This is a genomic window from Acidimicrobiales bacterium (assembly GCA_030747595.1).
GTDB lineage: Bacteria > Actinomycetota > Acidimicrobiia > Acidimicrobiales > MedAcidi-G1 > UBA9410.
The window spans coordinates 44,588-65,959 of record JASLKK010000006.1; the positions used below are offsets into that span (position 1 = coordinate 44,588).

General features: G+C 65.0%; 19 protein-coding genes and 1 tRNA gene. 15 read left to right on the forward strand and 5 right to left on the reverse strand.

Going from position 1 to position 21,372, the window contains the following annotated elements:
• Positions 1-86 precede the first annotated feature (86 nt).
• Genes QF777_06210 through QF777_06220 form a run of 3 tightly spaced genes read left to right on the forward strand, consistent with a single transcriptional unit; the run spans position 87 to position 2,106 of the window.
• Positions 87-731 carry a dual specificity protein phosphatase gene (locus QF777_06210; protein ID MDP6911144.1) on the forward strand — a complete coding sequence of 215 codons (645 nt, stop codon included), beginning with the start codon at positions 87-89 and terminating at the stop codon, positions 729-731.
• Entirely contained in the window at positions 731-1,162 is a 432-nt protein-coding gene (locus tag QF777_06215) for a hypothetical protein (protein MDP6911145.1), read from the forward strand. Before QF777_06210 ends, QF777_06215 begins: the two co-directional genes overlap by 1 nt.
• The gene (locus QF777_06220) at positions 1,159-2,106 is read left to right on the forward strand and encodes a hypothetical protein (protein MDP6911146.1); all 948 of its coding nucleotides are present in this window, start codon (positions 1,159-1,161) and stop codon (positions 2,104-2,106) included. The genes QF777_06215 and QF777_06220 overlap by 4 nt, the downstream gene beginning before the upstream one ends.
• Here the strand turns inward: QF777_06220 and QF777_06225 are convergent.
• Positions 2,103-3,005 (reverse strand): pentapeptide repeat-containing protein, encoded by a 903-nt coding sequence (locus tag QF777_06225; GenBank protein MDP6911147.1) that lies wholly within the window; start codon positions 3,003-3,005, stop codon positions 2,103-2,105. The two genes, QF777_06220 and QF777_06225, sit on opposite strands and share 4 nt — an antisense overlap.
• A 225-nt stretch (positions 3,006-3,230) precedes the next feature.
• Positions 3,231-3,303, reverse strand: a tRNA-Ala gene (locus QF777_06230).
• Positions 3,304-3,403: 100 nt separating this feature from the next.
• Here QF777_06230 and leuS point away from each other — a divergent pair.
• A complete protein-coding gene (gene leuS, locus QF777_06235; GenBank protein ID MDP6911148.1) occupies positions 3,404-5,878 on the forward strand; it encodes a leucine--tRNA ligase in 2,475 nt (824 codons plus the stop codon).
• A 55-nt stretch (positions 5,879-5,933) separates the two neighbouring features.
• On the opposite strand, the gene QF777_06240 is transcribed toward leuS, so the two are convergent.
• Together QF777_06240 and QF777_06245 are read right to left on the reverse strand one after the other, a co-directional pair.
• Positions 5,934-6,806 (reverse strand): PAC2 family protein, encoded by an 873-nt coding sequence (locus tag QF777_06240; GenBank protein ID MDP6911149.1) that lies wholly within the window; start codon positions 6,804-6,806, stop codon positions 5,934-5,936.
• Positions 6,807-6,808: 2 nt separating this feature from the next.
• Complete coding sequence (locus QF777_06245; GenBank protein MDP6911150.1) at positions 6,809-7,861, reverse strand: phosphotransferase family protein; 1,053 nt, start codon at positions 7,859-7,861, stop codon at positions 6,809-6,811.
• A 65-nt stretch (positions 7,862-7,926) separates the two neighbouring features.
• Between QF777_06245 and QF777_06250 the strand changes: the two genes are divergently transcribed.
• The 3 genes from QF777_06250 to holA all read left to right on the forward strand — a co-directional run bounded on the left by QF777_06250 (position 7,927) and on the right by holA (position 10,641).
• The gene (locus QF777_06250; protein MDP6911151.1) at positions 7,927-8,628 is read left to right on the forward strand and encodes a tetratricopeptide repeat protein; all 702 of its coding nucleotides are present in this window, start codon (positions 7,927-7,929) and stop codon (positions 8,626-8,628) included.
• 76 nt (positions 8,629-8,704) lie between these two features.
• The gene (gene folP / locus QF777_06255) at positions 8,705-9,628 is read left to right on the forward strand and encodes a dihydropteroate synthase (GenBank protein MDP6911152.1); all 924 of its coding nucleotides are present in this window, start codon (positions 8,705-8,707) and stop codon (positions 9,626-9,628) included.
• Positions 9,625-10,641, forward strand: a complete 1,017-nt coding sequence (gene holA / locus QF777_06260; protein ID MDP6911153.1) for a DNA polymerase III subunit delta — start codon at positions 9,625-9,627, stop codon at positions 10,639-10,641. The genes folP and holA overlap by 4 nt, the downstream gene beginning before the upstream one ends.
• 46 nt (positions 10,642-10,687) lie before the next feature.
• On the opposite strand, the gene rpsT is transcribed toward holA, so the two are convergent.
• On the reverse strand, positions 10,688-10,948 hold the full coding sequence (gene rpsT / locus QF777_06265) for a 30S ribosomal protein S20 (GenBank protein ID MDP6911154.1): 261 nt from the start codon (positions 10,946-10,948) through the stop codon (positions 10,688-10,690).
• A gap of 196 nt (positions 10,949-11,144) precedes the next feature.
• Between rpsT and lepA the strand changes: the two genes are divergently transcribed.
• From lepA to ftsE, 8 genes are all read left to right on the forward strand, one after another.
• Positions 11,145-12,929, forward strand: coding sequence for a translation elongation factor 4 (lepA, locus tag QF777_06270; protein MDP6911155.1), 1,785 nt, complete (start codon positions 11,145-11,147; stop codon positions 12,927-12,929).
• A gap of 109 nt (positions 12,930-13,038) precedes the next feature.
• Entirely contained in the window at positions 13,039-14,046 is a 1,008-nt protein-coding gene (gene hrcA / locus QF777_06275) for a heat-inducible transcriptional repressor HrcA (GenBank protein MDP6911156.1), read from the forward strand.
• Between the two features lie 16 nt (positions 14,047-14,062).
• Complete coding sequence (locus QF777_06280) at positions 14,063-15,211, forward strand: J domain-containing protein (GenBank protein ID MDP6911157.1); 1,149 nt, start codon at positions 14,063-14,065, stop codon at positions 15,209-15,211.
• 74 nt (positions 15,212-15,285) lie between these two features.
• Positions 15,286-15,942: an RsmE family RNA methyltransferase gene (locus QF777_06285; protein MDP6911158.1), complete on the forward strand. Its 657-nt coding sequence runs from the start codon at positions 15,286-15,288 to the stop codon at positions 15,940-15,942.
• Positions 15,943-16,020: 78 nt separating this feature from the next.
• Positions 16,021-16,581, forward strand: coding sequence for a transcriptional regulator (locus tag QF777_06290; protein MDP6911159.1), 561 nt, complete (start codon positions 16,021-16,023; stop codon positions 16,579-16,581).
• A gap of 76 nt (positions 16,582-16,657) precedes the next feature.
• Positions 16,658-19,444, forward strand: a complete 2,787-nt coding sequence (gene secA, locus QF777_06295) for a preprotein translocase subunit SecA (GenBank protein ID MDP6911160.1) — start codon at positions 16,658-16,660, stop codon at positions 19,442-19,444.
• 1 nt (position 19,445) lies between these two features.
• A complete protein-coding gene (gene prfB / locus QF777_06300) occupies positions 19,446-20,555 on the forward strand; it encodes a peptide chain release factor 2 (protein MDP6911161.1) in 1,110 nt (369 codons plus the stop codon).
• Positions 20,556-20,681: 126 nt separating this feature from the next.
• Positions 20,682-21,359, forward strand: coding sequence for a cell division ATP-binding protein FtsE (gene ftsE, locus QF777_06305; protein MDP6911162.1), 678 nt, complete (start codon positions 20,682-20,684; stop codon positions 21,357-21,359).
• The last annotated feature ends 13 nt before the right edge of the window (positions 21,360-21,372 follow it).

The following is a 21,372-nucleotide window of genomic DNA, read 5'->3' on the forward strand; positions in this document are numbered from 1 at the left end:
TTGCAGGCATCTAGGGGCCACTGTCACAGCCCTTAATTATTGTTGTAGGTGAATTAACTGTTGTACGAGTACGAGAGAGAGCAGCAATGAACGACAATCCGGCCACTGAGATCCAACCCGCCAATTGGTGGCGGCGCCTTTGCGAGGTGACCGACCGCCTGTTCGTCTGTGGCGACCTCCCGCACCTGCAGTCGGATCCTGACGGATTCCACCGGGTGCTCGACGAGTGGGTGGTAGCCGGCATCACCCACATCGTCGACCTTCGCGGCGAGGCCTGCGACGCCGATGACGTCGCCAAGCACGCGCCCCACATCACCTACACCTGGCTTGGTACCCACGATTCAGGCGGCAACCAGGACTTCTCCTGGTTCGACGAAGGCGTCACCGCCATCACGAGGGCGTTGGAGGATCCTGATGCTCAGGTCGTGGTGCATTGCCACATGGGCGTCAACAGGGCACCGTCGATGGCCTATGCAGCGTTGCTACAGCTCGGCTACGGGATCGAGGACGGGCTCCACGCCATCCGCGACGCCCGCCCGATAGCGAAGATCCTGTACGCGGACAGTGCGGTCCGTTGGTTCGCCGACCGCGACGGCTGGGCAGAGGCCTTCCGCATCGATGCCGAGTCGAGGGTCCGTGCCTGGCACAGGGACAACGACGTCGACGTCCGTTGGATCATCAGCCGGATCCGGCGAGCCGGTGACGAGCAGATCGTCGAGGTGGCCGCCTGATGGGTTACGAGCAGATCGACCCGGGGTTTCCGGATCCCGACGACATCGACTGGGACGCCGAGTTCCGGGACCTGCCACAACAGCAGATCCTCATCGAGTACGCCCACAGGCGGGTCATGCGCCTCGTCGACCAGTGGTCCGCCGGGCGCGCTGGTACTGCCTGGGGTTTCGAGGACCTGCGGGCGGAGCAACCGCCCCCCCCCGACGCCAGGATCGGGATGATCGTGGTCGACCAGTTCGCCGAGGCGATCTGCGAGGTCTTCGGGGCGGATTACGCCGAGATCGACGCCGATAGGGGTCAGAAGCTGATCAGGGAGATCCTCGGGTGCATCACGCAGGGGGTCTCCATCGGACTGGGTGCAACTCCCGACGACGCCATCGACCAGAACGACGACACCAGAGATAGCGACGAGATAGGAGAGTCAAGATGAAGGTGTTCTACAACGAGGCGTACACGGCTGCGGCCCACGCCTTCGACACGACGAGAAAGAGCGGCTCGATTGCCACGGCGATGGATGAGGGCAGCGTGCCTGGCTGCGAAGTTGTCGACCCGATCGACTTCGTCGATCTGGCCGAGAAACTGATCGAAGAGACCCACGCTTCGGCTTATGTCGAGGCGCTCCGGACCGGAGAGCCTCACGAACTGGCCGAGAGCCAGGGGTTCAACTGGGATGAGGGCATTTGGGTTATGGCCGTCAACTCCACGGCCGGCGTGTTGGCAGCAGTGGACGAGGCTCTGGCCACCGGCGGGTCCAGCGGCAGCCTGTCGTCGGGCCTTCACCACGCCAGGTGTGCGGGCGGCGTGGGCTATTGCACGGTCAACGGCCTCGCGATGGCCGCCACGCGTGCCACCGAACTCATCTCGGGCACGGTCGTGATCCTCGACCTCGATGCCCATTGTGGCGGCGGCACCAATGAGCTGATCGGTGGCGACGGACGCATCCTGCACCTCGATCTCAGCACCAGCTCGTTTGATTCCTACAGCCCGGACGGTGACGATGAACTCACCGTTCTCCACGGACCAACCGACGTCGAGTATCTGGAGCACGTCCACAGCTTCCTCGCGCTGATTCCAGACGACACGGGTCTCGTCATCTACAACGCCGGCATGGACCCGCACCCAACCGTGTCAGCCGAAGGGCTGGCCCAGCGGGAGCGTCTGGTGGCTGCCTGGTGCGCACGTCACGGCGTGCCGGCGGCGTTCGTCCTGGCCGGGGGCTACACGTGGGGGATCACGATGGACGAACTCGTCGAGCTGCACCTCAACACCGTGAGGGCCTTCGCTGGCCGCGAACCCTCTGCCAGCGGAGATCTGTCCTCAGCGACGCGACAGCCACGCTACGGGCCGACCAGCAGCCCTGCCAGAACGGCCTAGTCCTCGATGATCACTCCGGCGGTTAGCGGGTCGAACCAAGCCGGCCATATCGTCTGTGAATCTGCAAATGACTCGGCGAGGTTTGCCCCAGTGAGGTTCGCCCCATCGAGATAAGCACCATGCAGGCTCGTTCTGAATAGATTCGAGCAGTACAGATTCGTTCTGACGAGCATCGCCTCAACGAGGTCCGCCCCGCTGAGGTCTGCCCTAGTGAGGTCCGCCCCGCTGAGGTCCGTCCCGCTGAGGTTCGCCCCGGTGAGGTCCACCCCAACAAGCGTCACTCCAACAAAGCTCACGCCTCGGAGCTTCGCTGAGGTGAGGTTCGCCCCGCTGAGGTCTGCCCTAGTGAGGTCCGCCCCGCTGAGGTCCATGCCAGCCAAGTCCGCCCTACGAAGGTTCGCCCCGGCGAGGTCCGCCCCAATAAGCGTCACTCCAGCAAAGCTCACTCTTCGGAGTTCTGCCGAGGTGAGGTTCGCCCCGGTGAGATCCGCGCCGATGAGATCCGCGCTGGTGAGATCCGCGCCGGTGAGGTCCGCCCGCCTGAGGTTCGCCCTAGTGAGATCCGCGCCGATTAGATCCGTGCCGGTGAGATCCGCGCCGCCGAGGTCCGCCCCAATGAGGTCCACCGCGGTGAGATTCGCGCCGGCGAGGCTCGCCCCGGTGAGGTCCGCCCCGGTGAGGTCCGCCCTGGCGAGGTTCGCCCCGGTGAGGTCCACCCCGGTGAGGTCCGCCCCGTAGAGATCCGCCTCGCAGAGGAACGCCCCGGTCAGGTCCGCCTTGGTGAGGTTCGCAGTTCTGAGGTCTGCCCCTTCGAGGTTCGCCCCGGAGAGGTTCGCCCCGGAGAGGTTCGCCTCGATGAGGTCCGCCCCCGGTTCGATCGTGTAGCCGTTGACCTTCACGAGGACCACGCTATGGGCCGATCAGCAGCCCTGCCAGAAGGGTCTCACCGGCTAGGGCTACCTGCCGGGCCAGTGGCGACAGGCGAATGTCTCCTACCCCCTCTTCCTTGGAAAGGGTCGAGTTAACGATGGGGTAGGGGCTCGTGCGTTGCTCCCAGCGTTGCTCCCAGAGAGCGTTTGTACTGAAAACGAGAGCACCGCAGGTCGTTGACCTGCGGCGTCACGTGGAGCTAGAGGGAATTGAACCCTCGACCTCTTCCATGCCATGGAAGCGCTCTCCCAACTGAGCTATAGCCCCGAGGAGCCGACAATCTACCAGCGGCCTTCGGGGAGGCGACCCGCCTGGTCGGCGATTCCGGAGACCTGCGGCCACCGGACACCTCGGTAGCCTCACGATGATGTCCGAGCGCTACAACCCTCAGAGTATTGAGACGCGCTGGCGGCAGCACTGGATCGACGAGGGGACCTACGAGGTCGACAACGACGACCCCCGCCCTCCGTTCTACGTGCTCTCCATGTACCCGTACCCCAGCGGACCGGCGCACATGGGCCACGTCCGGAACTACACGATGGGTGACCTACTGGTGCGGTACCGCACCATGCGGGGTGACGGTGTGTTGTCGCCGATCGGTTTTGACTCTTTCGGCCTGCCAGCTGAGAACGCGGCCATTAAGACCGGGACCCATCCCCGCGAGCACACCGAACGCAACGGCGAAGCACTGTCGGCCTCGTTGCGACGGATCGGTGCCGTCTACGACTGGCGGCGCATGGTCCGCAGTCACGACCCGTCCTACATCCGATGGACGCAGTGGATCTTCCTGAAGTTCCACGAGGCCGGCCTCGTGTACCGAGATACCGCGCCAGTCAACTGGTGCCCCGGTTGCCAGACCGTGCTGGCCAACGAACAGGTCCTCGGCGACGGGACCTGCGAACGCTCCGGTGACCTAGTCGAACGTAGGGACATGGAGCAGTGGTTCTACCGGATCACCACCTACGCCCAGGAGCTCCTCGACGATCTCGACACTGTGGACTGGCCAGAGAAGGTCAAAGTCATGCAGCGCCACTGGATCGGTCGGTCTGAGGGCGCCGAGTTTGGCCTACCCGTTGCTGACGGCGATGGGGTAGCCCGCACCGATGTGGAACCCCTCGCGGTCTACACCACCCGCCCCGATACCTCGTTCGGCATGACGTTCGCCGTGATCTCCCCAGAACATCCGCGGGTCGACGAGCTCACCACCGATGACAGACGGGCCGCCGTCGACGCTTTCCGGGCATCGGTGGCCGGTCGTAGCGACATCGAACGCCAGTCCACCGAGGGTGCACTCGACAAGCGGGGCGTGGCGACCGGTGGCCGGGTGGTCAACCCGTTCACGGGCCAGGCCATCCCGGTCTTCCTCGCTGACTACGTGTTGATGACCTACGGCACCGGGGCGATCATGGCCGTCCCCGGTCAGGACCAGCGCGATTGGGACTTCGCCACCGCCCACGGTTGCGAGATCGTGCGCACCGTTCGCCCCCCTGACGACTTCGACGGCGAGGCCTACGTGGGTGAGGGCCCTGCCATCAACTCGGAGTTCTTGGACGGTATGGGCGTCGCCGAGGCCAAAGCCACGGCCATCTCCTGGCTGGAGGACCATGGTTACGGCTCCGGGAAGGTCAACTACCGACTCCGCGACTGGTTGCTGTCCCGCCAGCGTTTCTGGGGCTGCCCTATTCCGATCGTCTACTGCGACACCTGTGGCGAGCAGCCCCTGCCCGTGGACCAACTTCCGGTCGAAGCTCCGGACGACGTGGAGTTCGTGCCAACTGGTCAGTCGCCGCTGACGTATCACGAGGGATTCCTGTCGGCCACCTGTCCGTCTTGTGACGGTCCGGCCCGTCGAGAGACCGACACGATGGACACGTTCGTGGATTCCTCCTGGTACTTCTTGCGCTTCACCGACCCGACCAACGACGAGGCGCCGTTCTCAGTGGAGGCCGCCGAGCGGTGGTTGCCCGTGGACCAGTACATCGGCGGCGTCGAGCACGCCATTCTCCACTTGATGTACGCCCGCTTCTTCACCAAGGCTCTGTCCGACCTGGGGGTGGCACCCAAGGGGCTCCGAGAACCGTTCAAGCGGCTCTTCACCCAGGGGATGATCCGCCTCGGCGGCTCCAAGATGTCCAAGTCCAAGGGCAACCTCGTTTCCCCCGAGGCCATCCTCGACGACCAGGGCGCAGATGCGCTGCGGTTGGCACACCTGCAGGTCAAGCCCCCACAAGAAGACGTCGACTGGGAGGACTTCGGCATCGACGGGTGCGCCAAGTTCCTGCAACGCGTGTGGCGTCTCGCCGTGCCGGATTCTGACCTGACCAATGGTGCTCGTGACGGCGATCCAACCGAGGCCGATGCCGAGATCGATCGGGCCACGCACCGTCTGGTGGCCCGGATCACCAACGAGTACGACCGGTGGTCGTACAACACGGCTGTCGCCGGGTTCATGGAGTTCACCAACACGCTCTACCGCTACGTCCAGACCGACGAGGAGATCCACACCGACACATTGGCTGCAGCGATCGACACCCTGCTGTTGGTGATGGCACCCGCTGCACCACATCTCTGTGCCGAACTCTGGGATCAGCGAAACGGTGGCCACGTGCACGTCGAGGCGTGGCCCGAGGCTGACCCGGAAAAACTGGTAGACGACACCGTCACGATGATCGTGCAGGTCAACGGCAAGGTCCGAGAACGTGTCGACGTACCGTCCGACATCGACGAGGACACCGCAGTGGCCGCCGCCCTGGCCTGCGAAAAGGTGGCCGTCGCGCTGGCCGGCGCCGAGCCCCGGAAAGTCATCGCCCGACCCCCGAAGCTGGTCAACATCGTCATCTGAGCTCCTGGTCGGATTGGAGCGGTCTACTAGCTGAGAATTGGCCGGACCCGACCGCTCAGTCGTCGTGGTTGCGGAGGAACCGCTCCAACTCGGCGGCCAGTTGCTCGCCGTCGGGAAGCTGCCCCCGGATGTCGTGGAGGTCGTCGTAGGCGGCCTCCAGAGTCTCGAGCATGGTGACGTGCTCGGGGTTCCGGGCAACCAGGTCATCAAGGCGGGTCCGGGCGGCCAACGCCGACTCGGTCAACGGCCCGTCGTCGAGCTCCATGCCGGTCAGTTCAGCCACCCCAGCCAACAAGGCCTGGGCAGCCGGCGGATAGGTGCTGCCAGAGAGATAGTGGGGAACCTGAGCCCAGATCCCCACAGCGGGTATCCCCACACGCCCGGCCTCCATCTCGATGACCGCCTGTGCACCGGCCGGAACCTCAATGGTGGCCGTCAGGAAGTCAAGGCGTTCCGCCAACTCGGGGCTTCCGGCAGTGCACGACAGCCGGGTGGGTCGGGTATGGGGGACTGCCGCAGGGTAGGCACCGAGACCCACCACCAGCCGCACCCCGAGCTGCTGGCACAGGTCGACCACAGCGGTCGAGAAGGCCCGCCACTCGTGATCAGGCTCAGGGCCGTACAGAACCAGTACGTCATGGTCGGCCGTGGTCTCCAGCAGGAAAACCTCGAGCGCTGGCCATTCCAGACGTCGACTCACCCCGTCGACGAGGTGCAGGGTGGGGCGCCGTGCCCGGTGGTCCAGCAACCGGTCGGTGTCGAAGCGGGCGATCCGCCGACCCGGCTCACCGTCCAGCAGGTGTTGTCGGGCCACACGGGCCGCACCGGAGGCGTCGATCCACCCGTCCATTGCCACCACCAGCACCGGCTCCGACAAAAGCGGCGCCTCTAGGACCTCGATCAGCGGCGAAACCGCCTCGTCGGCCACCGTCAGGGCACCCGGGGGAGACGGGATGCAGCCTCGTGGGCGACCTGTGCGACGTCGAGGACCCGTTGACCGAACACTGCGATCAGCCGGGGATCGTCCTGGTCACCCATGACGCCCGCTGCGTACCGGGTGTAAACCCCCTCGACGATGCAGGCAATACGCCAGTAGGCGAAAGCGACGTAGAAGTCGAGATGTGTCAGGTCGCGACTGGAGTGTCTGGCGTAGGCCTCGCGGATCCCGTCGACATCAGGAAAGCCCTCGATTGAGGTCGGGGGAGGAGTGCCGCCAGTCGTGCGGTCGTCGGTATACGCGATCATGCCCGCCACGTCGGCCAGCACGTCGCCGAGCGTGCACAACTCCCAGTCCAGCACGGCGACCACCTCGCCGTCGGTGGACATCATGCAGTTGTCGAGGCGGTAGTCGCCGTGGACGATGCCAGCGCCCTGCTGAGCCGGCACCCGCGACGCCAGGATCTCGTGGGTCTCCAATACCCCGGGGACTTCCCGGGTGGTCGCATCCTCGAACTGGGTTCGCCAGCGCTTCAGTTGCCGGTCGATATAGCCCTCGTGCCGTCCAAGGTCGGCCAGTCCGACAGCGTCCAAGTCGACGTCGTGGAGGCGGGCCAGTACCTCAACCAGCGACTCGCCCATCCGCGTTCGTACTTCGAGGGGCACCTTCTCGGCTTCCTCCACGTTGCGGACGATCACACCGGGAACGAAGTCCATGACGTAGAACGGGGCGCCGTTCACCTCACTGTCGGTGCACAACCCGACGATCCCGGGCACGGGTACGCCGCTCTCGGCCAGCGAGCTGATAATCCGGTGTTCGCGGGCCATGTCATGGGCGGTGGCCAGCACGTGGCCCATCGGGGGACGACGCAATACCCAGTGGCGACCTCCGTCGTCGGCCGCGACACCGTCGGAGACTTTGAACGTCAGGTTGGACCGGCCACCGGTGATGAGCTCGAAAGTGAGCGAGCCGCCATCCAGCCCGCCGACCTCCCCGTCGAACCAGCGCACCAGGTTGTCATGGTCGATTCCGGCAGGCGTTGTCATCGGGAGGAACGGTAGTCGGGGTGTGGGACGAGGGGCCCACCGTGCCTGCCCCTACCCTCAGGGGCATGGACGTCACTGACGCGACATTTCAGACAGAGGTCATTGATCGGTCTGCACAGGTTCCGGTCGTCATCGACCTGTGGGCTGAATGGTGTGGCCCATGCAAGTCCCTAGGCCCGATCCTCGAGAAGGTCATTGCCGAACAGGGAGGCAAGGTTGTTCTGGCCAAGGTGGACATCGACGCCAACCCCGGCGTGGCCCAGGCGTTCCAGGTGCAGTCCATCCCGGCGGTGTTCGGAATGGTCGACGGCCAGGTAGCTGCGAGTTTCGTCGGCGCCCAGGGCGAAGACGCGGTCCGGACATTCGTTGAGGGCCTGTTGCCAGGTGAAGAGGTGTCTGAGATCGACCGGCTGATCGCCATTGGCGACGAGGGGTCGCTCATTGCCGCTCTGGGTATCGAGAGTGACAATGTCGCCGCGGTGACCGCTCTGGCCCTCCTACTAGTTGAGCGGGCCGGCGAGGGCGACCAGGACGCTGCCCTCAAGTTGTTGGAACGAATCCCCGAGTCGGCCGACACTCGTCGGATCGCTGCGATGGCCCGCACCGAGGCGGTCGACGACGTCGAAGCGACGTTGGCTGAGCTCCTGACGGCCGTCAAGGCCGACGAAGATGCCCGGCAGCGGTTCGTCGACCTGCTCGAGGTCCTCGGACCGGACGACGAACGCACCCCGGTGTGGCGGCGTCGACTGACATCGGCCCTCTTCTAGTAGAGCCTTTTCAGGCGACACGGTCGTCGCCACTCACGGCGTTCCCTCGGTTAACGCAACCGTTCGTGGGTGTGGCATGCCCGAACCTGCCAATCCGATCCGAGGCCGGGTCGTCGACCTGCTTTCCAACCGGACGCCGACCCCGGCCCGGTGTACCGTCGACTGGGTGATCGTCGAGTTGGGCCCCGACCACCGCTACGACTGCACCCACCGGTCGCTCGTCATGGGAATCCTGAACCGCACCCCGGACTCGTTCTGGGATCGCGGACGGTTCTGGGAGTTCGACGACTTCCTCCGGTTGGCCGAGGCCCATGAGGCCAACGGCGCTGACCTGTTCGACGTCGGCGGCTCCAAGGCCGGTCCGGGGCCCGAGGTGACCCGGGACGAGGAGATGGAACGCGTGGTGCCAGCCGTAGAGGCCCTGCATGCCCGGTTCGACCTACCCATTGCCGTGGACACATTCCGGGGTTCCGTGGCCGATGCGGCCATGGAGGCCGGCGCGTGCGTGGGCAACGACATCAGTGGATTCGCTGATCCGACGTTTCTTCCAGCGTGCGCCCGCCATGGTGCGACGGTGGTCGCCACCCACGTACGTATCGGTCCGAGGATTCCCGACCCGACGCCGAGGTACGACGACGTGGTGGCCGACGTCCGCGAATTTCTGGCCGAGCGCGTCCGCTGGGCGACCGAGGCCGGGATCCCCGCCGGGCGGATCATCATCGACGCAGGCCTCGACCTCGGCAAGACGCCCGACATGTCGATCGAACTCCTCCGGCGTTCCGGGGACCTGACCACCTTGGGTCAGCCCATCCTGTTGTCGGCATCCAACAAGGGATTCCTCGGCGAGGTGACGAGCAACGGCCTGGAGGATCGGGTCGAGGCATCGTGGGCGGCCCACGCGCTGGGCATCAGCGGCGGCTGTCGGATCCTTCGGGCGCATGACGTCCGGGGCGCCCGGCGGGTGGCTGACGTGATGGCCAATGTCATGGCCCCTGTATGAGCATGCCGGCCATCGTGTTGATAACCGGCGACGACGACGCCCTGGTGACCGAGGCCGTCCGGACCGCGGTCACCGCGGCACTCGACGGCGAGGACCGTTCGTTGGCCCTCGAGGAACTTACCGAGGAGGACTACCGCACCGAGGATGGCTTTGAGGTGGCCCGTCTGGTGGACGCCGCCCAAACCCCACCGTTCCTGACCGGGCGACGGGTGGTGGTCGGACGTCACCTTGGACGGTTCAGTGACAAGGAGTCGGTGATGCCACTCGTGGGTTACCTGGCCGACCCGTTGGATAGCACGGCACTCATCGTCGTCTGGGAGAAGGGCCACGCCCCAGCCCAGCAGCGCCTCAACCCGATCCCTAAGTCGTTGGCCGAAGCCATCAAGGCGGCCGGTGGCGAGGTCCGCAAGACAACGGTGGGGCGGGGGCGTGAAGCCGACCAGTGGCTCGACGACCGGATCGCCGCGGGACCCGTCGACCTGGATCGACCAGCAAGGGCTCTCGTGGCCCGCCGCCTCGGTGAAGATCGTGCTGGAGTGGTGCCGCTACTGGAGACTCTTGCCGCGGTGTTCGGTCCGGGAGCCGAGGTCACGGCGGCCGACGTGGAACCCTTCCTTGGATCGGGTGGCGACGTCGCGCCGTGGGATCTGACCGACGCCATCGACAACGGCGATGTTGCCAAGGCATTGGACTGCCTGACCCGGATGCTGGCTGCTGGTGGTCGACACCCGTTGGCCGTCACCGCGGCTCTGCAGGGTCACTACGGGCGACTACTCCGGCTTGATGGGTCAGGCATTAGAGATCAGGCGGGTGCGGCCGATGTTCTTGGGGTCAAGGGATTTCCCGCCAAGAAGGCGCTCGCTGCTAGCCGCCGAATGGGTGGCGAGCGGATTTCTCGAGCCGTACGCCTGTTGGCAGCAGCCGATCTGGACCTGCGGGGACGATCGGCGTGGCCGCAGGAACTGGTAGTCGAGGTGCTGGTGGCCCGATTAGCGAGCCTGTCCCGGCCCTGAACCGCTGGTACCGGAGTTCTGGCGGCCAGGTGGGCGCTGGCGAGGTTCAGTTGGAGAGCGAGTTGAGACGCTTTTGCAGTCGGGACTTACGGCGTGACGCAGTGTTGGCGTGAAGTACACCATGGGCGACGGCCTTGTCGATCTTCTTCATGGCCTCGGCCGCAGCCTCAGCGGCGTTCTCGCCAGACTTGGCGGCCTCGTGGGCCTTGAGAATCCGGGTCTTCAGCTCGGTACGCACGGCGCGGTTGCGCTGGCGCGCCTTCTCGCTCTGGCGGTTGCGCTTGATCTGGCTCTTGATGTTCGCCACGGGCGTGGTCCTTCGGTGTGCTCGATCGGGGGTCCGTCGGTTGACGGGGCCGAGCCGGGGACATAACCCACGGACCGACGCGAGAGGCGATTCTAGCGGTGACGCCGGTAGATCGGTCCGTTCAGTCGTGTGACGCCTACCCGTGGACGGATTGCACCGAGAGGGAGGCCTGGTCGCCGGTACCGTCTTCGACGGAATGAACCTCTCGCGGCTGCGCAACACGTCGATCATCGCCCACATCGATCACGGCAAGTCCACACTTGCCGATCGCATGCTGGAGCTGTGCGGTGCCGTGGATCCCCGGGAGATGCGGGCCCAGTACCTCGACTCGATGGAACTCGAGCGGGAACGGGGCATCACCATCAAGTTGCAGAGCGTCCGCCTCGACTGGGGCGATGTAGTCATCAACCTGATCGACACCCCGGGGCACGTTGATTTCGGCTACGAGGTGAGTCGGTCGTTGGCGGCTTGCGAGGGCGTGATTCTGGTGGTCGACGCCGCCCAGGGGATCGAAGCCCAGACGCTTGCTAATTGCTACCTGGCACTGGAGAACGACCTCGAGATCGTGGCCGCCCTCAACAAGATCGACCTCCCGGCCGCCGAGCCGGACCGGTATGCGGAGGAGATCGAACAGGTGCTGGGGATCCCGGCAGAGGAGATCCTGCACATCAGCGCCAAGACCGGGGAGGGCGTCGCCGAACTACTCGATGCAGTGGTCGAACGCACCCCCCCACCTGTGGGCGACCCGGACGCCCCACTCCAGGCCCTGGTCTTCGACAGCCATTTTGACCAGTACCGGGGCGTGGTGTCCTCCATCCGGGTGGTGAACGGCCGCCTCCCGGCCGAGACTTCGCTGCGGTTCATGCAGGCCAACGCGGTCCACGTTGCCGATGAGATCGGCGTTCGGCGACCCGACTTGACGCCGGTGGCTGAACTTGGCCCCGGTGAGGTGGGCTACCTGCTGGCCGGTATCAAGGACGTCGGCGAGGCTCGCTCTGGCGAGACGGTCACCACCAGCCGGAACGGTTCGACCGAGGCCCTCGAGGGGTACCGCGAGCCTCAACCCATGGTGTTCAGCGGCCTGTACCCGATCGACGGCGATGAGTTCAACGACCTACGGGAGGCCCTCGAGAAGCTGCGACTCAACGATTCAAGCTTCACCTACGAGCCCGAGACCTCCGGGGCCCTTGGATTTGGCTTCCGGTGCGGTTTCCTGGGACTACTCCACATGGAGATCGTGCGCGAGCGTCTGGAACGGGAGTTCGACCTGAGTCTCATCACGACGGCTCCGTCCGTTGAATACCGGGTGGTATGCACCAACGGAGATGTGGTCGAGATCGACAACCCGTGCGACCTTCCGCCGGCCGGCGAAATCGCCAACATCGAAGAACCGTTCCTGTTGGCTCACGTCATCACGCCGACGGCCTTCACGGGCGCTCTGATGGAACTCTGTCAAGAACGTCGTGGCGAGCTGGAGGGCATCACGTACCTTTCGCCCGAACGGGTCGAGATCAAGTACCACCTGCCTCTCGCTGAAGTGGTCATTGACTTCTTCGACCACATGAAGAGTCGCACCCAGGGGTACGCCAGCCTCGACTACGAGCCAGAGGGCTATCGCCAGTCCGACCTGGTGAAGGTCGACATCTTGCTGCATGGCGAACCGGTCGATGCCTTCTCGGCGGTAGTTCACCGCGACAATGCCGACGTGTACGGCCGGAAGATGACGGCCAAGCTAAAGGAGCTCATTCCCCGTCAGCAGTTCGAGGTCCCGATCCAGGCGGCCATCGGAGGTCGGATCATCGCCCGGCAGACCGTCCGGGCCTTCCGCAAGGACGTCACGGCCAAGCTCTATGGCGGTGACATCACACGGAAACGAAAACTGTTGGAGAAGCAGAAGGAGGGCAAGAAGAAGATGAAGTCCATCGGACGCGTAGACGTCCCCCAGGAAGCCTTCATCTCCGCCCTCAAGCTCGACGAATGACACGAGTGGGCCCAGTCTGGACAACTAAGGGTCCTGGCCGGCTCGTCTGACAGAAATGAGGGCGTGGACCCCACGGGCCGCCGGGGGCCCCGCCGGTAGCATCGGTGCCGTGTTGGAGGACCGGAAGGCGGCAATTCTGAGCGCGGTGGTCGAGGAGTACATCGACACCGCGCAGCCCGTGGGATCAGCGCGTATTGCGGGATCCGGCGACGTCGGGGTCTCAGCAGCCACCGTTCGTAACGAACTAGCCAACCTTGAGGAGCAGGGCTACCTGGTTCAGCCCCACACCTCGGCGGGCCGGGTGCCGACTGAGAAGGCCTATCGCTTCTTTGTGGACCGTATGGAGGGGCCCGGACCGTTGGATGCCGCGGACCGCGAGCAGGTCCAGGCGTTCTTCCGCCGATCGCACCGCGAGATGGAACAGATGCTCTCCGACACGAGCAGTCTCCTCTCGGACCTCACTGGAAGTGCCGCAGTCGTGCTGGCACCCGATCGCGACCATCAGGAGGTCCGGTCAGTTCAGGTGGTGGGCCTCACCCGTGACCTCGCGCTGCTGGTGCTGGTCATGGCCAACGGAACCGTAGAAAAGCACACGCTCGAGTTGATCGGTCCGTCAGAGGATCCGTCGGAAGCCACGCTGGCCATAGCGGCGGCTCACCTGTCAGCGGCCCTCATCGGCCACAGCCTGTCGGCGGTCCCCGATACGCCGGTGACCGGCGACGACAAAGTCGACGCGGTGCTCACCGTGGTCAGCCGAATCCTCGAAGCACGCACCGAGTCGGCAGATCGGGCCTTTGTGGGCGGGACGTCCCGGGTGGCCGCGGCGTTCGGCGAAGTCGAGCGGGTACGTCAAGTACTGGACGTATTGGAACGCCAGTTCATCGTGGTGACGATGATCCGTGACGTGATTGACCGCGGTATGAGCGTGGCGATCGGCACCGAGACGGGGATCGAACCTCTGGCCGACTGTTCGCTGGTCGTGGCGCCCTATGAGATCGACGGTGAGGCCGCCGGGTCGATCGGCGTGCTCGGCCCGACCCGCATGGACTACTCGCAGGCCCTCGCCACCGTGGCCGTCGTCGGACGGCGCCTCGGCGACCGTCTCACAGAAGGCTGAGCGGGGGACACCGGAGATGACCGACCGCGATCCGTACGACGTTTTAGGTGTCCCCCGAGACGCCACGTCCGACGAGATCAAGAAGTCGTATAGACGACTGGCCCGTGAACACCACCCCGACGCCAACCACGGCGGCAATGCCGGTGCGGCTGAAGCGGAATTCAAGGCAGTGGCCGCTGCCTACGAGGTGCTGTCCGACCCCGAACGTCGTGACCGGTTCGACCGCTTCGGACATACCGGGTCCGCAGGCCCCGGCGATCCGTTCGCCGGTTTCGGCGACATCTTCGAGTCCTTCTTCGGAAACTCGGGCTTCGGTGGATCCGGATCCCCGTTCGGCGGCGGTGGCTTCGGTGGAGGAGGACGACGTCATGCCGGCCCGGTTTCCGGCGAGGATCTGGAGACAGTTCTCGAGGTCGACTTCGAGGAGGCGGTGTTCGGTTCCGACGCCGAGGTCTCGGTGCGGACGGCCGTGGTCTGCGAGGACTGTGAAGCCACCGGTGCCGCGCCCGGCTCCAGTCCTGAGACGTGTAGTGGATGCGGTGGTGCCGGTCAGGTCCAACGGGTTCGTCAGTCGATGCTGGGCCAGATGGTCACCAGTACGGCCTGTCCGACGTGTTCGGGTCGTGGACAGGTCATCGCGAACCCGTGCGGGAGTTGCGGCGGCGAGGGTCGGAGCGTCGAAGAGCGCTCCTTCACCGTCCAGGTTCGAGCCGGCGTCGACCACGGGACGACCCTTCGCCTGACGGGACGCGGTGCCGTGGGGCCACGGGGTGGACCGGCCGGCGATCTCTACGTTCGGATACAGGTGCGACCCCATCCGATTTTCGAACGCCACGGCGTCGATCTTCTTCACCGGTTGCATCTGCCGATGACACAGGCGGGCCTAGGGGTGATCCTGGACTATGAGACCCTGGACGGCGTCGAGGAGCTGGCCATTCCGCGCGGGACGCCGACCGGTGAAGTGTTCCGGTTCAGGGGTCGGGGAGTTCCCCACCTGCAGGGACGTGGTCGTGGTGACCTGGTGGTCGAGGTGCACGTCGACACGCCGACCGAACTCAGCGAAGAGGCCGAGGCTCTCCTGAGGGCTCTGGCTGACGAGCGGGGCGAGGTGGTAGCCGACGCCGATGGGGGCCTCATTTCCAAGATCCGCTCGGCGTTCCGGTAGGCCCGGCGGGACCGGTGAACGACATCCCGGGTAAAGCGGTTCTCCCTGACGGTCATGGGGGTCCGCATGTGTTCGTGACTGATGCGTCGGCCCCGTTGTTGGACCCTGGTGACCGCCACCACCTGGCCCGCGTATTGCGGCTACGCGACGGGGACCCGATCACGGTCGGGGATGGTGCGGGTCGTTGGGGCCGGGCCGTGTTCCGCTCTGCCGTTGAGCCCGAGCCAACCGCCGAGGTCGTCGTCGTGGCGGAGCCTGAGCCGACGGTGGCCGTGGGCTTCGCTCTCATCAAGGGCGGACGACCCGAGTTGGTGGTTCAGAAGCTGACTGAGTTGGGGGTTGACCGGATCCTCCCACTGACTGCCGAGCGGTCGGTGGTGCGGTGGGACGACACCAAGGCGACTGTCCAGGTAGAGCGGTTCAGGCGGGTAGCCCGGGAGGCAGCCATGCAGTCGCGTCGCGTGTGGTTGCCTCAGATTGACGAGGTGTCGGCACCCGGCGATGTCATGGTGCCTGAAGGTCTGGCGGTGGCCGAGCACGGTGGCGACCCGATCGATGGTTCGGTTCGGGCGCTGCTGGTCGGGCCAGAGGGAGGGTGGACCACCGATGAGCTGGTGAACCACCGGACGGTGAGCCTCGGCCAGACGGTGCTGCGCGCCGAGACAGCAGCCATCGTGGCTGGCACGCTGCTCACGGCCATCCGCGACGGACGGCTCTGGCCACATGCCTGATCTGCGGTGTGAGTCCTATTGGCGGTCGATTCTGATCAGAATTGCAACCACGGAGCGCGGTCAGTACCGTCACGACCCGTGGCCGACTCTTTCTCCCGTCCGACCGCCGCCGGGGCGACCCCGTCGGCGTCCGACGATGATTACAGCATCCTTCTCGGCGAACGCATCCGGGTCATCCGGCGTCAGAAGCGGCTCTCTCTACAGGACGTTGAGGCCCGTTCCGAGTCGGAGTTCAAGGCTTCGGTGCTGGGTGCCTACGAACGTGGTGAACGGGCCGTCTCGGTACCTCGTCTCCGCCGCCTAGCCGAGTTCTACGACGTCCCAGTAGACCAGTTGCTTCCGGCGGTACTGGGCGAGGTTCGGGTTGAAGCGACAGGAGACGAACCACCGGCATGGGTGCCTGGCCAGAAGGTGGTCATCGACCTGATCGCCATGGTCGACGCATCGGGCCCCGAGGTGGAGCTCATTCGGAGGTATCTCGGAATCATCCAGGTCAAGCGTCAGGACTTCAACGGGAGGGTCCTGACCATCCGCCAAGACGACCTCCAGGCGTTGGCTGCCATCCTCGGCACCGGGGTCGATGATGCGGCTCCCCGCCTTGCCGAAATGGGCCTTCTACGGCCCGCCGCTCTTCTCTGATCGGCCGTCGACAGGTCCTGGGTAGCCCGCCACGGGCCCCTGAGGGCAGGCCGTCGACCGGTAGCCTCATCTGACCATGAGTGTGTTTTCGCGCGTACTGCGCAGCGGTGAAGGTCGCAAGGTCAAGGCCCTCGAGGCCCTCGTCCCGGACATCAATGCGCTCAGTGATGCAACATCCGCTCTCTCCGACGATGCGCTCCGTGCCCGTACCTCTGAGTTCCGCCAAAGGTACGACAACGGAGAGAGCCTGGACGACCTTCTAGTGGAGGCGTTCGCCGTGGTGCGCGAGGCCTCGTGGCGGGTCATCGGCCAGCGGCACTACGACGTCCAGATGATGGGCGGCATGGCCCTACACCTTGGCTGGGTGGCCGAGATGCGCACCGGCGAAGGCAAGACGCTGGTCAGCACTCTGCCCGCCTATCTCAACGGGATCTCCGGCCGGGGCGTGCACCTATGCACCGTGAACGACTACCTGGCCAGCCGCGACGCCGAATGGATGGGTCAGATCCACCGTTGGTTAGGCCTATCGGTTGGATTGGTGGTCCCCGACGTCCGGGATCGAGCCGAAAAGCGTGCCGCTTACGCGGCCGACATCACCTACGGCACAAACAACGAACTGGGTTTCGATTACCTGCGGGACAATATGGCCATGGCCGGCGCCGAGAAGGCCCAGCGCGGACATGCCTTCTGCATCGTCGATGAGGTCGACTCGATCCTCATCGACGAGGCCCGTACGCCACTCATCATCAGCGGCCGTCTAGCCGAGGCGGCGGCGCTCTACCAACGGTTCGCCGCCGTGGTTCAGGGGCTGAACGCCGAGAGCCACTACGAGGTCGACGAGGAGAAGGGGATCATCGCTCCCACCGAGGCTGGAGTGCACGCCGTCGAGGCCGCCCTCGGTGTCGACAACCTCTACGACCAGGTGTCGTCCAACCTTGTCCACCAGTTCCATTCTGCGCTGAAAGCCAAGGAGCTCTACAAACGCGACAAGGACTACATCGTCGTGGATGGCGAGGTCCGGATCGTCGACGAGTTCACCGGCCGAGTACTCGAGGGCCGGCGCTGGTCGGACGGCATCCACCAGGCCGTGGAAGCCAAGGAGGGGGTGTCGATCAAGGAGGAGAACCAGACACTCGCGACGATCACCCTCCAGAACTACTTTCGCCTCTACGACAAGTTGGCCGGCATGACCGGAACGGCTGAGACCGAAGCGGCCGAACTGGCAGGCATCTACGGCCTCCAGGTGGTCCCCATTCCCACCAACCGCCCGTTGGCCCGTCTGGACCAGAGCGACCTGATCTTCAAGTCCGAAGCCGGCAAGTTCAGCGCTGTGGTCGACGACATCGTGGAGCGCCGTGACGGCGGCCAACCTGTGCTGGTCGGAACGGTGAGCGTCGAGAACTCCGAGCGCCTATCCCGCGAACTCGAGAAGCGAGGCGTGGACCACGAGGTGCTAAACGCCAAGCAGCATTTCCGCGAGGCCGACGTGGTTGCCCAGGCCGGTCGCCCGGGGGCCGTGACGGTAGCCACCAACATGGCCGGTCGAGGCGTGGACATCGTTCTAGGTGGCAACCCGGAGAACCTGGCTGAGCGGGAAATGAAGGCGGCCGGGCTGGAACCCACGAGCCGCAAAGGCCAAAAGAAGTACGCCGAACTGCTGGCCCACCATGAGCCGGAGTGCAAGGCCCTCGGTGAGCAGGTAAGGAGCAACGGTGGCCTCTACGTGCTGGGAACCGAACGGCACGAATCGCGGCGAATCGACAACCAGCTACGGGGTCGTAGCGGTCGACAGGGCGACCCCGGCGAGAGCCGTTTCTACCTCTCGCTAGAGGACGACCTGATGCGTCTCTTTGCCTCGGACACCATGAGGGGTGTCATGGACCGGGCGTTGCCAGAGGACGAGGCCATTGAATCCAAGATGGTCACCAAGGCCATCGAGCGGGCCCAGACGACCGTCGAGCAGAAGAACGCAGAGGTCCGCAAGAACGTCCTGAAGTACGACGAAGTGATGAACGAACAACGCAACGTCATCTACCGCCGTCGTGACCAGCTGTTGGTGAGTCGACCAACGAACGATTCGGCGCTGGAGGAGTCGGCACTGGAGAACCCGGCCGAAGACCTATCGGAGAACGATTCCTCGGGAGAACCGTCTAGTGAGGGTGATCTACGTGACGAGGTCCTCGACGCGTTGGGCGCGGTGGTCGACGGTGCCATTGAGGCTTTCTGTGGATCGGATCTGCCTGAGGAATGGGACGTCGACGGCCTGCGGGTTGAACTGGACTCGTACTGGCCACTGGGCGACGGTGCCGACGCCATAGGCGCGGCACAGTCAACCGACGAGCTCTACGACCTCCTGAGCGCCGACGGCCTTGCCGTGTTCGAGAGACGTGAGACCGAGCTAGGTGCCGACACCATGCGCGAAGTGGAGCGCCAGGTGATGCTCCGCATCATCGATCAGCGGTGGCGTGAGCACCTCTACGAGATGGATCACCTACGTGAGGGCATTCATCTGCGGGCCATCGGCCAACGCGATCCGGCCACCGAGTGGAAGCGTGAGGGTTTCGAGTTGTTTAGTCAACTCGATGGGCTGATCGCCCGGGATTTCCTGCGGTATGTGATGCGGATTCAGGTGACTGCGGCCTCCGAGTCCGGTGAGCCCGAGGAAGTGATGACCAGCGGCCCTGAGGGGCCGGTGACCGGTGCAGCGGCTGTCGCTGCCGCCGCGGGTGCCCCGGCCCGGGTTGAGGAGTCCACGCCAGTTCCTCAGGCCACCAAGGTCAACAGCGAGTGGGAGAACACGCCCCGTAACGCCCCGTGCCCATGCGGGACGGGGCGGAAGTACAAGCAGTGTCACGGAGCCTGACGTGCAGAACTTTGCTCCCGACTTGGCCTCCCTGAGGACCCGTCTAGACGAGGCCGCCGGCTACCTCCGGATCGCCGAGCAGGCGAAACGTCGGGCCGGTCTGGAGGCCGAGATGGCGGACCCAGAGCTGTGGAACGACCAGGACCGTGGTCGACGCGTCCAGAAGGACCTGGCCTCAGTCATCGAGGATCTCGACCTCCACGCCGGCCTGACCGGCGATATCGAGGAAGCTGAGACCTTGGTCGAGATGGCCGTCGAGGAGGCTGACGACAGCCTGGAGGGAGAGATCACCGCGGCGGTGGCATCTCTGGGCAGTCGCTTCGACGAACTCGAACTGCGGTCGCTGTTCAGTGGCCAATACGACGAGGGCGACGCGGTCTGTCAGGTGCAGTCCGGAGCGGGCGGGACCGATGCACAGGACTGGGCTGAGACCCTGCTGCGCATGTACACACGGTGGGCCGACCGGCGGGGCTTCGCCCTCCAGGTCGAGTCCATCTCGGAAGGCACCGAGGCCGGCATCAGCTCGGCGGAGTTTGTAGTGCGTGGTCGCTACGCCTTCGGGCTCCTGCAGGCCGAACGTGGGGTCCATCGGCTAGTTCGGATCTCGCCGTTTAACAAGGAGGCCAAGCGGCAGACTGCGTTTGCCTCGCTGCAGGTCGTTCCGTTCTTCGACGAGATTGTCGATGAGATCGACATCGATGAGACCGATCTTCGCATCGATACCTACCGTTCGTCGGGTGCCGGCGGCCAGCACGTCAACGTGACCGATTCGGCAGTTCGGATCACACACCTACCGACGGGGGTCGTGACGTCCTGCCAGAACGAACGGAGTCAGCACCAGAACAAAGACAAGGCTATGCAGATGCTGGCCGCGCGCCTGCTCGACCTGGAGCGTCAAAAGCGCGACGCCGAACTGGCACAGATCGGCGGCGAGAAACTGATCGTCGACTTCGGTAGTCAGATCCGGTCCTACGTATTGCAGCCGTACCAGATGGTCAAAGATCTACGGACCGACCATGAGGTGGGGGACGTGGCCGGTGTGTTGGACGGTGACCTGGACGGCTTCATGGAGTCGTACCTCCGCTGGTCACGGACCAACGCCAGCAACTGACTGGCCGGCCCAGAAGGAACCCGTCGACCGGCCCGCTGACCCGATGGGCGAGGGTGCCTCTGGTACCGTGCGCGCCGTGCCGATCCGACCGATCCGACCTGTCGCGACTCGACCGGAGGAAGGTCGATGATCCGGCTCGAGGGCGTCTCGAAGGTCTACAAGGGCGACGTGGTGGCCCTGAAGAACGCCACTGCCGAGATCCAGCGTGGCGAGTTCGTCTTCCTGGTCGGGCCGTCGGGTTCGGGCAAGTCGACCTTCATCCGGTTACTAAACCGTGAAGAGGTGGTCGACGAGGGGCGGATAATGGTCGCCGGCAAAGACCTCGGCGAGATGAGCACGTGGCGGGTGCCGTACCTGCGACGCCAGATCGGGTACATCTTCCAGGACTACAAACTTCTGCCGAAGAAGACGGTGTACGAGAACGTGGCCTTCGGCCTCGAAGTGATTGGGCGTCCCCGCCAGGTCATCCGCACCCAGGTGCCGGCCATCCTCGAGTTGGTGGGCCTCAGCCGCAAGTCCGAACGGCTACCTGACGAACTGTCCGGCGGCGAACAACAGCGGGTATCCATTGCCCGCGCCTTCGTTAATCGGCCGTTGATCCTGTTGGCCGACGAGCCGACCGGAAACCTAGACCCCGCCACCTCTGTGGGGATCATGCGCCTGCTGGATCGCATCAACCGAAGCGGCACCACGGTGGTTATGGCCACCCATGACCGGGGCATCGTCGACACGATGCGTCGACGGGTCATCGAGTTGGACCGTGGAGTGATCCGGCGTGACGAGTCTCAGGGCGTGTACGAGTGAGCACGCTGGTACC

Bases quoted from the DNA above. Each gene is read 5' to 3' on its own strand.
- QF777_06210 (MDP6911144.1), top strand. From the start codon at position 87: ATGAACGACAATCCGGCCACTGAGATCCAACCCGCCAATTGGTGGCGG.
- QF777_06215 (MDP6911145.1), top strand. From the start codon at position 731: ATGGGTTACGAGCAGATCGACCCGGGGTTTCCGGATCCCGACGACATC.
- QF777_06220 (MDP6911146.1), top strand. From the start codon at position 1,159: ATGAAGGTGTTCTACAACGAGGCGTACACGGCTGCGGCCCACGCCTTC.
- leuS (MDP6911148.1), top strand. From the start codon at position 3,404: ATGTCCGAGCGCTACAACCCTCAGAGTATTGAGACGCGCTGGCGGCAG.
- QF777_06245 (MDP6911150.1), bottom strand. From the start codon at position 7,861: ATGACAACGCCTGCCGGAATCGACCATGACAACCTGGTGCGCTGGTTC.
- QF777_06250 (MDP6911151.1), top strand. From the start codon at position 7,927: ATGGACGTCACTGACGCGACATTTCAGACAGAGGTCATTGATCGGTCT.
- folP (MDP6911152.1), top strand. From the start codon at position 8,705: ATGCCCGAACCTGCCAATCCGATCCGAGGCCGGGTCGTCGACCTGCTT.
- holA (MDP6911153.1), top strand. From the start codon at position 9,625: ATGAGCATGCCGGCCATCGTGTTGATAACCGGCGACGACGACGCCCTG.
- lepA (MDP6911155.1), top strand. From the start codon at position 11,145: ATGAACCTCTCGCGGCTGCGCAACACGTCGATCATCGCCCACATCGAT.
- QF777_06280 (MDP6911157.1), top strand. From the start codon at position 14,063: ATGACCGACCGCGATCCGTACGACGTTTTAGGTGTCCCCCGAGACGCC.
- secA (MDP6911160.1), top strand. From the start codon at position 16,658: ATGAGTGTGTTTTCGCGCGTACTGCGCAGCGGTGAAGGTCGCAAGGTC.
- ftsE (MDP6911162.1), top strand. From the start codon at position 20,682: ATGATCCGGCTCGAGGGCGTCTCGAAGGTCTACAAGGGCGACGTGGTG.